Annotated in this window: 17 protein-coding genes and 2 pseudogenes; 10 read left to right on the forward strand and 9 right to left on the reverse strand. The window is 67.6% G+C overall.

All coding sequences use genetic code 11. The features are described from left to right. Window positions 1-56 precede the first annotated feature (56 nt). Together ABZ622_RS31450 and ABZ622_RS31455 are read left to right on the forward strand one after the other, a co-directional pair. Window positions 57-1037: a glycosyl hydrolase family 32 gene (locus ABZ622_RS31450; protein ID WP_360548985.1), complete on the forward strand. Its 981-nt coding sequence runs from the start codon at window positions 57-59 to the stop codon at window positions 1035-1037. Beyond that, window positions 1034-2206 (forward strand): serine hydrolase domain-containing protein, encoded by a 1173-nt coding sequence (locus ABZ622_RS31455; protein WP_360548987.1) that lies wholly within the window; start codon window positions 1034-1036, stop codon window positions 2204-2206. The genes ABZ622_RS31450 and ABZ622_RS31455 overlap by 4 nt, the downstream gene beginning before the upstream one ends. Here the strand turns inward: ABZ622_RS31455 and ABZ622_RS31460 are convergent. The 4 genes from ABZ622_RS31460 to ABZ622_RS31475 form a co-directional block, all read right to left on the reverse strand. Then, window positions 2136-2441, reverse strand: coding sequence for a helicase associated domain-containing protein (locus ABZ622_RS31460; RefSeq protein WP_360549009.1), 306 nt, complete (start codon window positions 2439-2441; stop codon window positions 2136-2138). The two genes, ABZ622_RS31455 and ABZ622_RS31460, sit on opposite strands and share 71 nt — an antisense overlap. A gap of 55 nt (window positions 2442-2496) precedes the next feature. Continuing rightward, on the reverse strand, window positions 2497-3015 hold the full coding sequence (locus tag ABZ622_RS31465) for a universal stress protein (protein WP_360548989.1): 519 nt from the start codon (window positions 3013-3015) through the stop codon (window positions 2497-2499). Window positions 3016-3020: 5 nt separating this feature from the next. Next, window positions 3021-4277, reverse strand: a complete 1257-nt coding sequence (locus ABZ622_RS31470; RefSeq protein WP_360549011.1) for an SLC13 family permease — start codon at window positions 4275-4277, stop codon at window positions 3021-3023. A 346-nt stretch (window positions 4278-4623) separates the two neighbouring features. Further along, on the reverse strand, window positions 4624-4830 hold the full coding sequence (locus ABZ622_RS31475; RefSeq protein ID WP_360548991.1) for a hypothetical protein: 207 nt from the start codon (window positions 4828-4830) through the stop codon (window positions 4624-4626). Between the two features lie 332 nt (window positions 4831-5162). Here ABZ622_RS31475 and ABZ622_RS31480 point away from each other — a divergent pair, with 332 nt between their 5' ends. Both ABZ622_RS31480 and ABZ622_RS31485 read left to right on the forward strand, forming a co-directional pair. After that, window positions 5163-5315 (forward strand): GntR family transcriptional regulator, encoded by a 153-nt coding sequence (locus ABZ622_RS31480; RefSeq protein WP_360549013.1) that lies wholly within the window; start codon window positions 5163-5165, stop codon window positions 5313-5315. 152 nt (window positions 5316-5467) lie between these two features. Continuing rightward, window positions 5468-5785 carry an NIPSNAP family protein gene (locus ABZ622_RS31485; protein WP_360548993.1) on the forward strand — a complete coding sequence of 106 codons (318 nt, stop codon included), beginning with the start codon at window positions 5468-5470 and terminating at the stop codon, window positions 5783-5785. 95 nt (window positions 5786-5880) lie between these two features. On the opposite strand, the gene ABZ622_RS31490 is transcribed toward ABZ622_RS31485, so the two are convergent. After that, the gene (locus ABZ622_RS31490) at window positions 5881-6879 is read right to left on the reverse strand and encodes a DJ-1/PfpI family protein (protein WP_266687134.1); all 999 of its coding nucleotides are present in this window, start codon (window positions 6877-6879) and stop codon (window positions 5881-5883) included. Window positions 6880-7025: 146 nt separating this feature from the next. Between ABZ622_RS31490 and ABZ622_RS31495 the strand changes: the two genes are divergently transcribed. The 4 genes from ABZ622_RS31495 to ABZ622_RS31510 all read left to right on the forward strand — a co-directional run bounded on the left by ABZ622_RS31495 (window position 7026) and on the right by ABZ622_RS31510 (window position 10925). Then, window positions 7026-7745: a DJ-1/PfpI family protein gene (locus tag ABZ622_RS31495; protein WP_360548995.1), complete on the forward strand. Its 720-nt coding sequence runs from the start codon at window positions 7026-7028 to the stop codon at window positions 7743-7745. A gap of 909 nt (window positions 7746-8654) precedes the next feature. Then, entirely contained in the window at window positions 8655-8822 is a 168-nt protein-coding gene (locus ABZ622_RS31500) for a hypothetical protein (protein ID WP_360549015.1), read from the forward strand. Between the two features lie 864 nt (window positions 8823-9686). After that, complete coding sequence (locus ABZ622_RS31505) at window positions 9687-10103, forward strand: hypothetical protein (protein WP_360549017.1); 417 nt, start codon at window positions 9687-9689, stop codon at window positions 10101-10103. Between the two features lie 15 nt (window positions 10104-10118). Continuing rightward, window positions 10119-10925 carry a hypothetical protein gene (locus ABZ622_RS31510; RefSeq protein ID WP_360548997.1) on the forward strand — a complete coding sequence of 269 codons (807 nt, stop codon included), beginning with the start codon at window positions 10119-10121 and terminating at the stop codon, window positions 10923-10925. 99 nt (window positions 10926-11024) lie between these two features. Here the strand turns inward: ABZ622_RS31510 and ABZ622_RS31515 are convergent. Continuing rightward, window positions 11025-11957 (reverse strand): annotated as a pseudogene (locus ABZ622_RS31515) (Hsp70 family protein); the annotation flags it as partial. A 752-nt stretch (window positions 11958-12709) separates the two neighbouring features. Here ABZ622_RS31515 and ABZ622_RS31520 point away from each other — a divergent pair. After that, window positions 12710-13561, forward strand: a complete 852-nt coding sequence (locus tag ABZ622_RS31520; RefSeq protein ID WP_360548999.1) for a hypothetical protein — start codon at window positions 12710-12712, stop codon at window positions 13559-13561. 483 nt (window positions 13562-14044) lie between these two features. On the opposite strand, the gene ABZ622_RS31525 is transcribed toward ABZ622_RS31520, so the two are convergent. Next, window positions 14045-14683: a LysE family translocator gene (locus ABZ622_RS31525; protein WP_360549019.1), complete on the reverse strand. Its 639-nt coding sequence runs from the start codon at window positions 14681-14683 to the stop codon at window positions 14045-14047. 516 nt (window positions 14684-15199) lie between these two features. Then, window positions 15200-15850 carry a hypothetical protein gene (locus tag ABZ622_RS31530; RefSeq protein ID WP_360549001.1) on the reverse strand — a complete coding sequence of 217 codons (651 nt, stop codon included), beginning with the start codon at window positions 15848-15850 and terminating at the stop codon, window positions 15200-15202. 71 nt (window positions 15851-15921) lie between these two features. Here ABZ622_RS31530 and ABZ622_RS31535 point away from each other — a divergent pair, with 71 nt between their 5' ends. Then, the gene (locus ABZ622_RS31535; RefSeq protein WP_360549003.1) at window positions 15922-16245 is read left to right on the forward strand and encodes a hypothetical protein; all 324 of its coding nucleotides are present in this window, start codon (window positions 15922-15924) and stop codon (window positions 16243-16245) included. Window positions 16246-16704: 459 nt separating this feature from the next. Here ABZ622_RS31535 and ABZ622_RS31540 read toward each other — a convergent pair. Beyond that, window positions 16705-17261 (reverse strand): annotated as a pseudogene (locus ABZ622_RS31540) (IS4 family transposase); the annotation flags it as partial.

Consider the following 17261-nt stretch of genomic DNA (forward strand, 5'->3'; position numbering starts at 1 on the left):
TCTTCCCCATCGGTCCGGCCTGCTCACGACGACAGCCGCAGCCACAAGGACAGTGCATGACTTTTCGCCTCGACCGCGCCTGGGCGTGGGACTTCTGGTTCGCCGATGACGGCGACACATTCCACCTGTTCTACCTCCACGCACCCAAAAACCTGGGCGACCCGGAGCTGCGCCATCGCAACGCCCGGATCGGGCACGCCACCTCCGTAGACCTGGTCGACTGGCAGGACCACGGACCGGTCTTCGGCCCCGGACAACCCGGCACATTCGATGAGACCGCCACGTGGACGGGCAGCGTGCTCCGCGGACCCGACGGCGTCTGGCGGATGTTCTACACCGGAGCGCGATTCCTCGACGCCGGGGGCAACGTCGAAACCATCGGCGTGGCCACCTCCCCGGACTTGCACACCTGGACGAAACAGCCCGGGCCGCTCATCGAGGCGGACGGACGCTGGTACGAGAGGCTGGGAGACTCCAGCTGGCCGGAGGAGGCATGGCGCGATCCCTGGGTCTTCCCGGACCCGGCCGGTGACGGCTGGCACATGCTCATCACGGCCCGGGCCAACCATGGTGCTGACGACGACCGGGGCGTGATCGGGCACGCGACATCACCGGATCTTCAGGCATGGACCGTCCGGCCACCGCTCAGCCGCGTGGGCGCCGGCTTCGCCCACCTGGAGGTCCCCCAGATCGCGACCGTCGAGGGCGAGTCCGTACTGCTGTTGTCCTGCGACACTCCACGGCTGTCCGCCGCACGGCGCGAAGCCGGCCAGGTCGGAGGTGTCTGGAGCGTTCCAGCTGCTGCGGTCCTGGGCCCGTACCCGGTGGAGGACGCGACGTTGGTCGTCGAGGAATCCCTCTACAGTGGGCGCCTCATCGAAGACCGGACCGGCAGAACCGTGATGCTCGCCTTCGACAATTCCACTGTCGACGGCGGGTTCGACGGCTCGATATCCGACCCCATCCATGTGGGCTGGTCACCGGAGCGGCTCGGCATCGTCCCCTTGGCCCTCCAGAGCAAAGGCACCCCGGAATGAGTACCCGCATCGAGGGCAGCACCGCGCCAGGCTTCGCGTCTCTCGCGGAAGTCTTCTCCACTGCTTTCACCGGCCATGACGCCATGGGCGCGGCACTCTGTGTCCGGGTGGCCGGCGAGACTGTCGTTGATCTGTGGGGCGGGATCGCCGACCCGCGCGACCGCTCGCCCTGGACGAAGAACACCACCAGCGTCATCTTCTCCTGCACCAAGGGCCTTGTCTCCATCCTCGCGGCGCGTCTTGTGCAGGACGGACTCCTCGACTACCAGACTCCCGTCGCGACCTACTGGCCCGAGTTCGCCGCCGAAGGGAAAGAAGAGATCACGGTCGCCGATCTTCTCGCCCACCGGTCCGGGCTCTCGGCGCCACGCGATTTCCTGAACGTCGAGGATGTCATCGACTGGGATGTTGTCACGGGGCGCCTGGCAGCTCAGCAACCACTGTGGACCACAGGCCAGGGGCACGCGTATCACGCCCTGACCCACGGCTGGCTCGCCGGTGAGGTCATCCGCCGGATCACCGGCAAAACGGTCGGCCAGTACTTCGACGAGCTCATCGCCGCACCGCTGCAGGCCGACGCGTGGATCGGCCTCCCCCGCGGGGCGCGGCACCAGGTCGCCCATCTGCGGGCCGGAACGAGCCTCACCGCGCTCGTTGCTCAGCAGGCAGCGGCGCGCGTTGCCGGCAAGATCGACTGGACCGAGCGGGCCATGACGCTCGGAAACGCGTTCCCGCCGGAACTCGTCGACGCCACCGGCGGCTTCAACGACCCCCGTATCCAAGCGGCGGAGCTGCCGGGAGCGGGCGGCATCGCATCGGCCCGGGCGCTGGCCTCGATCTGGTCCTCCACCGTGGTGGAGACCGACGGAGTGCGGCTGCTGGATGCCGGCACGGTCACTGACGCCACGCGACCGCAGACCGAAGGCACCCCGATATTCGGCGGACAACCCCCCTTCGCGCGTTGGGGCATGGGATTCCAGCTTCCCTCACTCGCCCGCGAATTCCTCGGGGCCGCCTCCTTCGGACACGACGGCGCCGGCGGGCAGGTCGCCTTTGCCGACGCGACACACCAGGTCGGATTCGCGTTCCTGACCAACCTCATGGAAGCGGGCCCCGACCACCGCGCAACCGCGATCGTGGACGAACTCCGCCGCATCCTCCGCAAGTAACGCCGGGGGTGGGTGGGCTGGGGTCTGGCCCAGGGGTGCTGCGGTTTCGTCGAGACGGGGCAATTGCCCCGGGTGTGTTGCCGGTGCGCAGGTGTGAGGCACGGGAAACGTGCTGCGACCACACCATCCCCAACCCGTCCAACTGCTTCACCCGCCCCGGATCGAGGTGCCCCGCCTTGTGGAACCTCCGCTGGCCCGCGGGCCATGTCCCGAGCGGGAATCCGGCCGGGCCCAGTCATAGGGGATGACGTAGTCGTACGGCATTCCGCAGCTACTCCGCGCCGTGTCTCTCACCGTCCGGGGTGGCGGCCCGGAGACCGCGGCGGCCGGCGGTCGTTCGGCGGGATGGTGGCCGTGCTGGGTGCGGTCTCCGGCCAGACCAGCAGGACGGCGCAGGGTGCGTGGTCGACGATGAAGCGGCTGGCAGGGCCGAGGCTGCGGGGTCCGAGGTGGGTGCGGTCGCCGTCGCGGGCGAGGATGAGCAGGTCGGCGCCTTCGGCGGCGGCCACGACTTCTCGTTCGATGCTGCCCGAGCGTTCTTGCCGGGCACACGGCCGTCCCAGCCGCTCGGCCGCTCTGGCCAGGAGATGTTCGGCTGAGGCGGCGGCCAGGTGTTCCACCGCGGTGCCGGGGTCGCGGTCGGGGCGTGCGCGGCCCAGCAATCCGGCGTAGGCGCCGTGTGCGACGCCCGGCACCTCGTGGCCGGTGACGTGCAGCAGCACCAGGCCGGCGTCTGCGGGCGTGTGGGTGCGCGCGGCGTCGACGCAGGTGGGCCAGGTGCCCTCGACGATCCAGACGATGACGGTCACGGTGTTCAGCCTCCGATCGTTTGGAGTGAGGCCCACAGCGCCACCACGGAGAGCAGCAGGGCGGTGGGCACGGTGAGCAGGCCGAGCCGGGTGAACTCGCTCAGTTCCACGTCGGTGTCGTGTTCGCGCACGATGCGCCGCCACAGCAGGGTGGCCAGGGAGCCGGCGTAGGTGAGGTTCGGGCCGATGTTCACGCCGAGGAGGACGGCCAGGACGGCGCCTGGTCCGGTGGGGGCGGTCAGTGGAAGCAGGACCAGGACGGCGGGCAGGTTGTTGATGACGTTCGCCAGTACGGCTGCCAGTGCCGCGAGGGCGAGGAGGTCTGGGAGTTCGGTGCCGGAAGGTACCAGGTGGCCCAGTACGTCCGCGAGGCCGTTGTCGACCACTGCCCGGACCACGATGCCCAGGGCCAGGACGAAGGCGCAGAACGGCAGGGCCGCGGCCCGGACGATCGCCGTGGGGGTGGTGCGGTGCCGGCCCAGGGCGCGGGCCGCCAGAACGGCCGCGCCTGCGGCCGCCGCCCAGGCCGGGTTGATGCCGAGCGCCGAGGTCAGGACAAAGCCCGCCAGGGTGCCCGCCACCGTGAGCAGGGCGAACAGAGGCAGTTCGCGGGGTTCGTCGGCGGGCAGGGCCTCGGCGCCCGCGTCCAGGTCGGTGGCGAAGAAGCGGCGGATCACCACGTACTCGGCACCGATGGCCACCAGCCAGGGCAGTGCCATCAACGCGGCGAAGCGGGTGAAGCTCAGGCCGCTGGCGGCGAACGCCAGCAGGTTGGTCAGGTTGGAGACCGGCAGCAGCAGCGAGGCGGTGTTCGACAGGTGGGTGCAGGCATAGACGTGCGGCTTCGCGCGGGCGCCCAGCCGGGCGGCGGTGGCGAACACCACCGGAGTCAGCAGCACCACCGTGGCGTCCAGGCTGAGCACCGCGGTGATCAGTGAGGCGGCTCCGAACACGAGGACCAGCAGGCGGCGGGGCCGGCCGGCCGCCCGGCGGGCCATCCAGGCGCCGCACGCGTGGAACAGGCCCTCGTCGTCGCACAGCTGGGCCAGGACCAGGACGGCCGCGAGGAAGCCGATCACCGGGCCCAGCCGGGCGGCCTCTGCCGCCGCGTGGTCGAGCGAGATCGCGCCGGTGGCGATGACCAACCCGGCAGCGGGGACAGCCACGACGGCCTCCGGCCAGCCCCACGGCCGGATCACCGCGCAGGCCAGCACCATCAGGAGCAGGGCGACAGCGAGTACTTCTGCGATTGCGGAGTTCAGTGTCTGAGCCTTTCCGGGACGGAATCCTGGCACAGGGGAAAGACCGTACCGGGGGTGGCCGTGACTCGTGGCGAGCACGCCGAGGCTTTGGGAAATATAGGAACAAAAGCGCGCCGTTCGCCCTCGGGTACCTGGTGCCGTCCGCATTCCGGGGGCTTCCGCTCGGACGCCCCCAGGCCGGTCAGGAGGCACCCGTGAGTAGCAGGGCGGGGGAGACCGCGGAGCCACAGCGCTCCTCTTGCCCGGCCTTCTGTGTCCTTCGCGTGTGTGGAGCTGTTGAGCAGCGGAACCGGTGGCTGTACAGCGAGGCCGTCCGCGGTACTCCACGCGAGCAGGTCGCGCGGGGTCATGGCAGCACCGTCTGTCTGTGACCAGCCGGCGAGCTGCATATTGCCTGGACAGGGGTGCCCGCGCCCTCATTCCTGAAGACGGCCTCCCGCTCGGTGTCGGCGCTGCGGAACAAGGCGGTCACCGGCACATCAGGGGCGGCCGCCAGGCGCGCCAGAGTGGTGAGGCTGCACGAGGTCTGAGCGTTCTCGATCTTCGACAGCATCGCCTTTTGATATGGCCGCCCGGATCGCCGTCTTGCCCTCGGACCGCCCGATCGCCCGCCGGTACCGGCGCATCTGAACCGCGATCACTGCTCCAACGTCCCCTCGACCGACGTCGGCTCGTCGACCTCCCCGGCGGCCGGACCGTGTTCCGAATCCCACCCCACCGATCCACTGATGCTCGCAGCGGTATCCCGCCAGGAAGCCACCCCATCAGGGATGCCGAGTCGCTCTGCCCCCATGCGCGTGATCGGCCGCAGGTCCTCGGTCGACGAGGTCGTGGGCCAGCTCAACGAAGCTCTGATGCAAGGCACTTGGGCGATCAGGGGCCTGGCTGCCGACCGAGTGGCGGCTCACCGAGGAGCTGGGAGTGAGCCGTACCGTGATCCGAGAGGCGGTACGGGCCCTGGTTGTCGTAGCTGTCCGCGACAGAGTCGACGGACGCGGTCGTGTCGGCCTCCAGCAACCGTTCGCCGTAGCGGATTGATTGACACGTATTGCCCAGGTTCCAGGAGTCGTCGCAATCGAGATCGGTACTGGCTCCTACCGACTCGCCACCACCCGCGCCCGCCCGGGCCAACAACTGACCCAAGTCCTTGGCTCACTGGTCCAGGGCCCGGCATCCGGCATGATGCAGGCATGATCACTGTTCATCTGAAGTACGAGATCGATGCCGACAAGCTCGAGGATTTCGAAGAGTACGGCCGCCGCTGGATCCGGCTCGTCAACCGTCTTGGCGGGACGCACCACGGCTACTTCCTGCCGAGTGAGGGCGACAGCGACATCGCCTACGCCCTCTTCTCGTTTCCCAGCCTGGCCGCGTACGAGCAGTACCGCACGGACAGCATGTCCGACCCGGAGTGCCAAGAAGCGTTCCAACTGGCACGTGACACCCGCTGCATCAAGAGGTACGAGCGCCGCTTCCTCCGGCCGCTCGACGGCCTCCTAGTGACCTGAGCCAGAGATTCTTCGTCAATCGCACATGAGTTGTCCGGGGCCGAGGACTCCGCCGTTGCTGGTCACTGAGGTACAGGAAGTAGCTCTGAGATTGATCACGGCCGCCCCGCGGTGGGTACAACCCGGGGAGCGCTGTGGACTGTGCGGTGCTGGCTGGGTGTGGTGCCGTAGTGGTCCAGGAACACCTGCCTCATTGTCTCGGCGGAGCTGAATCCGCAGCGCCTCGCGATCGAAGCCAGCGGCAGTGCTGTGGAGACGAGGAGTTGTGAGGCCGCCTCGGCTCGGGCGGTCCGTACGAACTGGGCCGGTGTCTGTCCGAGGTGGTCGAGGAACAGCCGGGCCAGATGACGTCCGCTGACTCCCGCGTACGCGGCGAGCGCGGTGGCGCTGAGGTCGCCGTCGAGGTGCCCGGTGATGTGCTCGACGGTCCGTCGCACGGTCCGGTGCTCCGGAGCTGGTGCGTCGACGAACATGCTGATCTGGGCCTGGTTGCCGGGCCGCTGGAGGTAGGTCACCATCATCCGGGCCAGCGTCCGGGCGAGGGCCGGGTTGTGGTCCTCCTCGACGAACGCGAGGGTGAGGTCGAGCGCCCCGGTGACCCCGGCCGATGTGCAGACGTGCTCGTCGCGGAGGTACAGCGGCGCGGGGTCGACCTGGACGGCCGGGTGACGCCGCGCGAGGTCGTGCGCGTACGCCCAGTGGGTCGTGGCGCGCCGGCCGTCGAGCAGCCCGGTCGCCGCCAAAACACTGGCGCCCGTGCACACCGATGCGACCCGACGGCCGATTCCGGCCAAGCGGCGCACGTGCTCGACCAGCCAGGTGTTCTGCGCCGCCGCGGCGTGGCCCGGCCCGCCGACGACCAGCAGTGTGTCGACCGGGCCGCGGGTACGCTCCAGCGCCGCCTGCGCGCCCAGGACCAGCCCTGAGGAGCAGCGCACCGGGCGGCCCTCCGGGGTGACCAGGAGGACGTCGTAGGGCGGACTCGCACCGAGGCGGTTCGCCCCGTCGAAGGCGCTGGTCACGCAGGCGACCTCAACGAGTTCCACGTCGTCGTAGGCCACGACCACCACGCGGTGGCGGACAGCTGTCGTCATGCCTACGACCCTACCGAATCCGTCTGTGGGACAGGTATCCCAGGATTTTGGACATAGAGTCCAGAGGCTCCTGTCTCTGGTTGCGGCGGTGGGTGAGGGTGGTCAGGCCGGCTACCGGCCACCCACCGACATTCAGGAGTCCTGTCATGACCGAAACCTCGCCCGGGCCGTCGGCCCCGGTGAAAACCATCGCCTTCGTGCTGTACCCGGGCCTCACGCCGCTGGACATCGTCGGCCCGCTGCAGATCTTCGCAGCGCTGGCTGATCTGGTTCCCGGCTATCGCACCGTCGTGATCGGCGAGCGGATCGAGCCGATTGGAAGCGACACCCCGCTGTCCCTGGTGCCCAGTCACACCTTCGAGGAAATAGCGGATCCGCACGCAACGATCGTGCCCGGCGGCCTCGTCCCCACCCTTGCCGCGATGGCCGACGAGAATCTGCTGGGGAACCTGCGCGAGACCGCAGCGCGGTCCCAGATCGTCGGCTCGGTGTGCACCGGCTCGCTACTGCTCGCGGCGGCAGGGCTCCTGGAGGGCCGCCAGGCCACCACGCACTGGATGTACCGCGACCTGCTCGCCCGCTTCGGGGCAACGCCGGTCACCCGGCGCTGGGTCGAGGACGGGCACTTCATCACCGCCGCCGGGGTCTCGGCCGGCATCGACATGGCACTGCACCTTGTCGGCCGCCTCGCCGGCAACGAGGTCGCGCGCATGGTCCAGCTGTTCATCGAGTACGACCCCGAGCCGCCCTTCGGCCCGATCGACTGGACAGCTGCCGACAGCGGCCAGTACGCGCCCTTTGCCCGACAGCTGCTCCAGAACGCTCTCGCCGACCACCCTGCCCTGCTGGCGCACCTGAGCAACTGAGCGCCGTGGGCTGCTGGGCGGGAGGGGAAACGCAGACGGCGCAGTGGTCATGAGAGATGTCCCGGGTCGTTTCGGGCCGAACACTCCCGGCAGGCCGGGATGCGCATCCGGCGGTCGCTGAGATCTTGGCGAGCTGCTCCTCGATGCCGGTGCGGGCTGCGAGCGCACGGGCGAGGACCGCCTGCGCTGGGAGGGCGCCAATCCGGTGTGCACGGCTGTGGGGTCTGGTTCCCGATCGGCCGCGGTAGCCACCATCGTCCTCGGCCTCTTGGCTTCTCGCGACGGAGAATCGCGCGGTTCCGCGGGAACTCCCACGGGGCAGCCAGCGTCTCCAGTGATCACGAGGGAACGCGTTGAAGCACTGAGAGGGGTCGGGGTGGCCCTGGCCGGTGGATTCGCCGGGCTGCTGGGATGGGCCGCGGACGCCGAACTCCGGGCGCGCGCCGGATTTGAATCCACCTCATGGTCCGGCGCCTCACCAGCGAATCCACCCCCACCTGGCGCGGCGCACAGACCACCGCCAATAGAACAACTCAGATGGAACAACTCGGGATGAAACGCCCTCTGGCGTACATGGCGTGGAAGAACACGTCGTCGGCGGCGTGCGCCAGGGCGGGCAGTGGATCGCGGTGGCGCCATAGCCCGGCGAGAAGTTCCCCTGCAGTTCAGGGCGGGAAGGAACCATATGATCACGGAAAGCATCCTGGCGCTGACAAACCGCTCCGAACGAGGCGGAGAGATCAATGTGGCTGCGAGTCAATGGCAGGCGCGCACTGGAACTGGGCTTTCCCGGCAACATGCGGGCCGAGCTGAACTCTCTGGTTCCGGCTGGCAAAAGACAGCCACGACCTGCCTCGATCGATCACAACCCCTGAGTACACCGGCGTAGAGGTGAAGCCCTTCACTGAGGTGACGTGGGAGCACGCGAAGGCCGAGGGCGAGGGAGATGCGTCTCTTGAGGGCCGGCGCGATGTGCACCGCCGCTTCCGGGACCGTTCGGGCACGTCGGTCGAGGATCAAGCTGCCATTGTCTGTCTGGCCTTCCGAGTCGTAGGGCGCTCCTGCCCCGAGTGCTAGCGGCTTTTGGCCTTACCTCGGCGCCACCCCGGATGGGCACCGGCTCGGAAGCGGAGGACGTCGTCGCGCCTCTCACCGTACGGACGGGCACCTTCGACGGCATGACGGTGACGGCGTACTTCGGATTCACCAGCAGGGGCAGCTCGGACGACGGTCGCATACGCACCATCACCACTCCTATCTCGCCCACCTGCGCGAGGCGGATCCTGGAGCTCCAGGAGGCCGGAGCAAGGGGGAGGACCCGCATTCGATCGTTGTTGAGGCCCTTACCGAGCCGTATGTCCGGAATGGTGGGAGTTCTCGTTTCCGTGTCCGGGGCGGCTCTCAGTTTGATGTCCGACCTTGGGTGCTGTGGCCCGGGCCGATCCGGGTGTTTCCATGGAGTGTTGAGCAGTGATGGCCGGGCGCTGGCGTTGGACACGTCGTGAGGATCAGCTGGTCACTGGGTGAGGATTACCTGAGGAAACGGAGAGCACCCTCTTTGTAGCCCGCCAGCGGGAACCGTGTGTCCGGACCTGACACTCGTCACCCGCACACGAAAGCGGCAGCCGCGCCCCTGCGACTCAGAGGTGCGTAGTACCGGATCCGCAGTGCGACACGATCGAGATGCGGGATGAACGGGAGCGCTTGCTCCTCGGGGAACCGGAGGATCCGGTCCTGGGAGTGCTTGCGGTCATGCCCGGCTCCTCTGGCGGGGCGTCAGCGGGCCAGGACTTCCGAACCGATCGGGTGATTTGACCGAAGGGGAAGGTTGCTCCCTGTGTAGCTGTAAATGATCAGCGGAACTCCTGCTGTCGGTTACTTCTCCATCTTTCAGGGAGTCCTGTGCGCACACCCCTTCTGTCTGCGGTCCTTGCCGTGACAATGTCTGCCAGCGTTGCCGCGCCATCGGCTTACGCGGCCTCTGAGATGACGGCTTCGGACGTGGGCGGGTTCGTCACCGACGGAGACCACGTCCATGTGTCCAGCTCGCCGCCCGCGACAGCATCGGCACATGGATGGTGGCTGGACCCGCTCGGCAAGCACAAGAATGTGAAGGCGAAGGTCACCATCTGGCTTCAGACCAAGCACGGACACACCTGGAAGAATGTCGCCGACGGATCCAAAAGCGTCAAGGCCGGAGGCAGGGGTGCCAGCTCCCGCCGCGCCAATGCCCGCAAGACATGCGAGAACCGGAACAAGACCCAGTGGCGCAGCGTCATCGATGTCGACCTGATCGGCATCGCGGACTCCCCTGAGAAAGCGGTCACCAAGACCGTCACTCTGTCATGCGGAGCGTAGAAGGAGCGCAGTGACATGGACTTACACGATCCGACCCTCATCATGGGCCTGCACGGAGTCTTCCACCGGCACCCGTGGATCGACCGCGTCCTTGCCGAGAACGACCTGGAGGACGAGGACGCGTTCAGCCTGGCCGTGGCCAGGGCGGAAGCCTACGGCTGGAGCAGCACCCACCTGGGCCGCGGTCCGCTGAACGGCTGCCGATGGGGACACAACGACGCCGGTGAGGACTGGACCGAGGACAATCGCGTCCGCCAACTGGCCTGGCTCCAGGTCGCCGTGGAGGAGCAGCTGCATGGCCAGCGACTGCCCCTGTTGCCCGTGGCCACCGTCCTGAGCGACGTACTGCACCACAGGGGCACGTACACGCTCACCGGCCTGCACACGGTTGCGCCTCTGCAACTCTCAGCGGATGACAGCCTCGCCTACCTGTCGCAGGCCGCGGACTGGGTGGCCGCGGCAGGGCCGGGACCGGCGGCCGATTGCATCATCACCATTGCGGCCCGGGAATCCGCCGGTCTGTTGAACAGAGCACAAGACGTGAACGTGCTGATTCTCGAACGCTCCTACGGCCGCCTGACCATCCATCCGGGCAGAACCGCTGTACCCACAAGTGGGCTGGCTTCATCCCTCGTAGGTGAGGTACAGACCGAGGGAATGCACAACACGGCGTTGATCCACTGCTCCTTGCCTGACTGGTCCCTCGACACCGCCATCTGGGCAGCCGAGGTCACCGCCGCCGCCGTACGCGACACCGGTGCGAGAGAGCCGGTGCTCCTGACCATCTCCCAGAATGGCGATGGGCCCGGACAGGACGTGTGAGCGGGATCCAGGTCCTCGGGAAGAGAACTGGTGACGGGCGAGTACACGACCGCGCGGCACAGTTGGGGCGAATGCTGATTCGGTCCGACCCGGCGCGGAGATCCCCGCATCTTTGATCGCGCTGTGGAACGGGCCCTTGCAGCGCTCCAGCAGGTCCTGAGTGAGCTGCTCGAAGTGGGCGCGCGTCAGCTTCTCGTCCAGATGCAGCGCCCCCTCGGACGACGCAGTGATATACGGCAGGCTGATCGTCGTCTCCGTCGCCGCGGACAGCTCGGACTTCGCTTTCTCCGCCGCCTCGCGCAGTCGCTGCGTGGCCATCTTGTCCTTGGACAAGTCGATACCGTACGCGTTCTTGAACTGCTTGGTCAGATGGTCGACGATCCGCTGATCCCAGTCGTCACCACCCAGGTGTGTGTCACCGTTGGTGGACTTCACCTCCACCACGCCCTCACCGATCTCCAACAGCGAGACATCGAAGGTGCCGCCACCCAGGTCGAACACCAGGATCGTCTGGTCGCTCTCCTTGTCCAGACCGTACGCGAGCGCCGCTGCCGTCGGCTCGTTGATGATCCGCAGCACCTTCAGGCCGGCGATCTCACCGGCCTCCTTGGTGGCGGTGCGCTGAGAGTCGTTGAAGTACGCGGGGACGGTGACGACCGCGTCCGTCACGTCCTCACCGAGGTACGCCTCGGCGTCCCGCTTCAGCTTCTGCAGGACCCGCGCCGAGATCTCCTGCGCCGCGTACCGCTTGCCGTCGATCTCACCGGACTCCGGGAAACGCCACTCGGTCTCGCCCATGTGCCGCTTCACCGACCGTGCGGTGCGCTCGATGTTGGTCACGGCCTGGCGCTTGGCGACCTCACCGACCAGCACCTCACCCTTCTGCTTCGAGAAGCCGACCACCGACGGTGTGGTCCGCAAGCCCTCTGCGCTGGTGATGACGGTCGGCTCGCCGCCCTCAAGGACGGCGACCACGGAATTGGTCGGACCCAGGTCAATGCCTACCGCCGTGCCATCACTCGCTCCCTTCAAACATGTGTTTCAGATGCGCACCCGAGGGGGCGGGAGACGAAGAGTGGGCCGCCCCTTGACTCCGCTGCCGCTCAGGCGTTCCGTAGGCGCTCGGGGTGGGTCATGGCCGGTCGAGGTGCCGGCGGCCGGCCGGCCCGGGCATGCCCTCGTCGGTGAAGCGGCCTCGTCAGGTCCCCACGGTGTCCACATGCAGGCCCGGCTCGCGGGCGATGCACGCGTTGGGACGGCCCCGTGCCGCGTGGAGCACGACGTGCGCGCGAATGCGGGCCCGGTGAGGAGGCCTGCCCGTAGGCCCTCTTCTTCAGCCGGTGCCTCTGCGAGGCGGTCGGTGATATCGGGCGGGCGGTGGCAATGGGCAAGGCAGGCAGGCCGATCAGTAGAAGCGGTTCTTACCGGCTGGAGCCTGCCGCACCGCCTGACACGGGCGGCCGGACAGGACGCCCCCTTGCCCACCGTGCCGGAGCCGACCAAGACCTCCCTCGTGCGGAAGCCGACCGCGCGAGCCCGTACCGCCTGGCCGCAGCTCGCCGGCCTGGACGTCCGCTGCCGCGGCCAGTTCGCCTATGCCGGCGGCGAACTGGCCGACGGCGAAAGCCTCAAGCTGATGCGTCTGAGCCGCGGAGGATCAGCCAGCACCTGCGGCTACGCCCTCTACCTCCCCTCCCCGACATCTGAGAGAAGCCACCCACGGCACCGGCTCCGGTGTCAGCCACCGAAGGATTTCCGGAGCCGACTTGCGATAGGGTGCACTGGTGGCTGACGTTGGTTTCGAGGCTCTGACGCGAGATCATGCCCGACGTGCACCGGAGCCGACGTTCGGTGAGGTGACCGACCGGGTCTGCCGATGGCTTCGAGCCGTGGACGCCTCGGGCCTGGAACGGGCTTTCGATGAAGCCTTTGAGGCTGTGGATATGCATCTCCACGAACCGCCGCGGTTCGGGGCGCTCCTGGCGCTGGCCGAACCGGCACTACAGGCAAGCATGGAGCCCAACGCGCCGTCGGCGGACTTTGCGACGCTGCTGACCAGGTTGCAGCTGCGCCTCGGCACCCCGCTCCCACCCTCGCTGATTGGATTTTGGGAGCTACGGGCGCGAAGCCTGCAATGGCGCGCACTGTTCGACGCGCTGATGAGCCCGGAGATATTCGCCCCATCTGCTTATCTCGACGGTCATGGCTACGGCCCCGAGTACCGGCTGTCGGTGGCACGGGTGGACAACTCGATTCGCCCGGTCCACGAGTCCTTGGACTACGGATACCAGGAGTGGTTCGACGGCGCCGCAGCGGCCCTACGCGCCACGGCCGCCACCTGGCGGAATTTTGAGGTCGGTAACAGCGTGATGCTCGACCCGACCGTTTCCCGCTCCCTGATTCAGATCGCCTCCGACGACGGCGAGTGGGTCGAACTTGTCAGCGACTGGTGCGACGACACCGGCGAGTCGCCCATCTTCCGGGCCGGCGACGACTACGAGGGCTACGCGGACCTGCTCGGCACCAGCCTGCCGCAGTGGCTTGGCCTGGAGGTCGACGCGACGATGGCACGGCTCGTCACACCGGACCGCGCCACTGCCGTAGCGAGCGGGGCAAGCCTGCTCGGCCCAGCATGAACCGTGTATATCTACGCGATTGAACGCTGTCACGCTCGCGGGTCACGCACCCCTCCGCCAGGGTGTCATTACGCCTCGATCCCGGCGGGCCACCGGTTGCCCAATGTGGTGTCTCCAGCCGATCTTCAGGAACATCGGGCTCCAGTCGCAGAAGCTCCGGATCGACCGGATCTTCGACGAAGCGCACGAGACCGCCGCCCGTGTCCACCTCATGCGGTTCTTTGGGATGGCCCCCGATACAGCGATGAAATACGTCAGGGCCGCACATCCTCACCGCTTCATCAAGGATCCAACTCAGGTACGACCAGTTGGCTTTGGCGACGGCGCGTGGCCCTGTTCGGTGGTCAGGGGCGGCCTCGGCCCTCATCTTGTGGTGGGAGCATCATCGAGACCGGCAGGGACTCCTACCACCTCGCCCATACCAGAGCCAGGCCGAACGAGCCGCCGCCAGCTGACCCGGCACGTCTGCCTGAAACAGGATGATCAGTCCTTGCGTCCTGTCGCGGCGACTGTGACACCGAGGCCGATCATCGCGAGGCCGCCGATCCCTCCGACCAGAGAGAGCCGCTGGGGTGAGCTGGCGAACCAGTCCCGTCCGGTCGCCGCGGCCAGTCCCCACAGGCTGTCGCAGGCCACCGCGATGATGTTGAAGACCAGCCCGAGCAACAGCATCTGAACCACGACGTGTCCTTGAGCGTGGTCGACGAACTGCGGCAGCACGGCGGCGAAGAACACAATGGTCTTGGGGTTGGCCACACCGACCGCGAACCCCTCCCACAACGTGCGCAGTCCGCCCTGCGCGGCCTTGTCGGCAGTGAACGTGGCCTGCAACGACCGGCGTTGCCGCCACGCCTTGACACCCAGATACACCAAGTAGCCGGCCCCGGCCAGTTTCAGCACCGTGAAGACGAGGACGGAGCGTTCCACGATCGACCCGACCCCGAGAGCCACGGCCACGATGAGCACATAGGCGCCCAACGTGTTCCCGACGACAGTGGTCAGCGCAGCCCGACGCCCCTGAGCCAGCGCCCGCCCGATCACGAACAACACACTGGGCCCGGGGATCACGATCAACAGGAATGACATAGCCGCGAAGGCAAGTAGACGCTCAGCAGACACCATGGCGCCTATGAAAGCACGGCCAGGTTTCACTCCTCAGCTCCTTTTCGCCCTGCAGGGACTGAGACGCGCCGGAGCTCCAAGCCATGGCCAAGCACTCCGCAGCAGGAACTGGCGCGGATCAAGCGCGGAGCCACAGTGACCTGCCGAAGCGAACCAGCAGCCCGGAACCCACGGGCTGCTCTGCTTCCCGAGCCGCAGCCACCCTTCAGTTCTCCGGATTTCCCCTGGAGGTGCCCAACCGGACAGGCAGCCGGCTGCGGGTCTCGCTGCACCTGGGCACCGGTCGCATCATCCGGGCCGACGCCCATGACGCCGACTCCCTGGAGACCCTGCGGATGCAGGCGCTCGGTGTCGTACCAGCCGACCCACGGACGACGGTACGTTCTACCTGGTCAGCTCCCGCTAGATGATTGATTCCAAGGGATCGCCTGCGCGTACGAGCGCTCGTCGTTGCTGCAATGCGGCACCAGGCCACGGCCGGCGAGGCAATTCGGCGTCACTGGCCCGGGTGGCCGGTCAAGGTGCGTCGCTGGAGATGCCTGGCCGCAGGATCGGCCGACCGGCCGCCAACGCCGCACGGATCGCTGCGAAGTTGGCGCCGCCATGGTCGAGAAGGCCGGTGGCCAAGACGTCTTCGAGCTCCAGCTCGTCGTCGATATCGCTCGCGAAGTTCTGGTGGTTCGGATGACCCAGGACGAACGCCTGGGGATCTTCGGCGAACACCATGTTGAAGCCGGAGGTGTTGATGACTATGCGGGCGGTGGTGCGTCCGCAGACGACGAGGATGCCGTAGTTGTCGTGACCAAAGACGCCGTTCGACGCGGTCAGGTCACCGCGCACCACCACGTTCGGCTCTCCGGCGACGAAGATGTTACGTGCCCGCAGGTCTCCAGTCACCAGCAGAAAGCAGCCGCCGCCATAGGACGACCACGACAGGTCCCCACCGACGGTCAGGTCCCCCGCCACGATCACGTTGCAGGGATTCCAGTCACCGGGTGGTTGTGAGACAAGGTCGCCGTCAACGGTCAGACCGGTGGCGTACAGGCGAATCTCCTGCTCGCGAGCGAAATCCCGGTACGGATACCCGACGTCGGCCGACACCGCGAACATCCTTTCGGCCTGTTCAGCGTCGAGGATTCGATGGTGTGGCAACAGACTCGCGGACATGCTGCCCAACGTAGGTGATCAATCCCAAGGGGCGCCTGCGGAGACGAGAACGAGGCGTCCAAAATTGCTTTGTGACGAACAACCTGGACACCCTCGCGACAGCACTCTCTGCGACGGCCGACAACCTGCTGAAGGAGCATCCGGACTTGGCACCGTGGCGACCACCGGTCGGCATCGCACCGCGCCTGAGCGATACCGAACTGGTCACCCTCGCGATGATGCAGGCCATGCCCGGCTTCACCTCCGAGGCCAAGTGGTTCCGCCACGCCCGCGCCCACCCGCGGCACCCCTTCCCCTACCTGCCCCAGCAACCTGGCCACAACAAGCGGCTCCGCAAGGCCGCCCGCCTGCTCCGCGGGATCACCCGGATCCTGGCCACCAACACCTCGGTGTGAGCGATGACGTATGGATCGTGGACTCCACACCTGTGGAATGCGTCCGCTCACGCGAGACCGTCAAACGCTCCGACCTCGCCGGATGAGCTCAGTACGGCTACTGCGCCAGCCACAGCCGGGTTGCTGCGGCCGATCCGCAAAGGTGTCATGCAACGAATCCTCGCGCTGACTGCCTCGATCCGGCACAACGACCACACCGCACGCAACACCCTCCGCTCGCTCACCTCGTATGACCACTGACCTCTTGGAATTGATCATCTAGGGTCAATACCGGTGCTTTAGGGCTTAATTCGTGGAGTTTGGGATGTTTTGGTGGGTTCGACGAGGGTGGCGGCGGGGGTGGCCGGGCGAGGTGGGTTGTTGTGTTCGGTGCGTTTGAGTGACCAGTTGGACATTTTGCGTTTGATCACTCGCGGGTTGGGCCGTAACCGCCGTGGTTCCAGGAGGCGTTCGGTGATTTCACGCAGGGTCTGCTTCAGTGCCCGGGTGAGCCGGGAGGGGGGAGAATCCCGCCTGGCTGGTGGTCTGCCGGCGGGCGACGCGCAAGGTGCGGGTGAAGGACATCCGGTCCGGATCCTCCCTCTCCTGCCGGGCGGCCTGGTGCATGAGGTCGCGCAGGGCGTGGTGCACCGGGAGGAACCCGAAGATCTCCTGCTCGGCCCCGGCCGGATGCTGGGAGCGCAGGACGAAGCGGGGACCGCCCAGGCGGGTCTTGATCTCATCGAGGGTGGTCTCGGTCTCCCAGCGCTCGGCGTAGAGCGCGGCGAGCTCCACGGCCGGTGCGGTGGCCGGGTCCGGGAGTGTGGTGACCAGCCGGTAGACGGCGCCCTCCCCACCTGGGTCCAAGGCGTATTCGATGACGCGAACCTGTGCCGGGTCGGCCCGCCGGTTCTTGTCCCGGGCGGCAACGATCTCCGACAGATACGAGCCATCGGGCAGCGCGGCCACCACGGGCAGGACCGCGTTGCTCCGGACCCGCCACAACAGGTCCGCGCCGGTCGACGCGGCGGCCCGCC

Origin of the sequence: Streptomyces sp. NPDC007164, from assembly GCF_040634135.1 — a bacterium.
Lineage (GTDB): Bacteria > Actinomycetota > Actinomycetes > Streptomycetales > Streptomycetaceae > Streptomyces > Streptomyces sanglieri.

What these genes read in the sequence shown, in the direction of transcription:
- ABZ622_RS31455 (WP_360548987.1), top strand. Translation starts at nt 1,034, where the DNA reads ATGAGTACCCGCATCGAGGGCAGCACCGCGCCAGGCTTCGCGTCTCTC.
- ABZ622_RS31510 (WP_360548997.1), top strand. Translation starts at nt 10,119, where the DNA reads ATGGACTTACACGATCCGACCCTCATCATGGGCCTGCACGGAGTCTTC.
- ABZ622_RS31490 (WP_266687134.1), bottom strand. Translation starts at nt 6,879, where the DNA reads ATGACGACAGCTGTCCGCCACCGCGTGGTGGTCGTGGCCTACGACGAC.
- ABZ622_RS31475 (WP_360548991.1), bottom strand. Translation starts at nt 4,830, where the DNA reads ATGCTGTCGAAGATCGAGAACGCTCAGACCTCGTGCAGCCTCACCACT.
- ABZ622_RS31495 (WP_360548995.1), top strand. Translation starts at nt 7,026, where the DNA reads ATGACCGAAACCTCGCCCGGGCCGTCGGCCCCGGTGAAAACCATCGCC.
- ABZ622_RS31505 (WP_360549017.1), top strand. Translation starts at nt 9,687, where the DNA reads ATGTCTGCCAGCGTTGCCGCGCCATCGGCTTACGCGGCCTCTGAGATG.
- ABZ622_RS31485 (WP_360548993.1), top strand. Translation starts at nt 5,468, where the DNA reads ATGATCACTGTTCATCTGAAGTACGAGATCGATGCCGACAAGCTCGAG.
- ABZ622_RS31530 (WP_360549001.1), bottom strand. Translation starts at nt 15,850, where the DNA reads ATGTCCGCGAGTCTGTTGCCACACCATCGAATCCTCGACGCTGAACAG.
- ABZ622_RS31450 (WP_360548985.1), top strand. Translation starts at nt 57, where the DNA reads ATGACTTTTCGCCTCGACCGCGCCTGGGCGTGGGACTTCTGGTTCGCC.
- ABZ622_RS31525 (WP_360549019.1), bottom strand. Translation starts at nt 14,683, where the DNA reads ATGGTGTCTGCTGAGCGTCTACTTGCCTTCGCGGCTATGTCATTCCTG.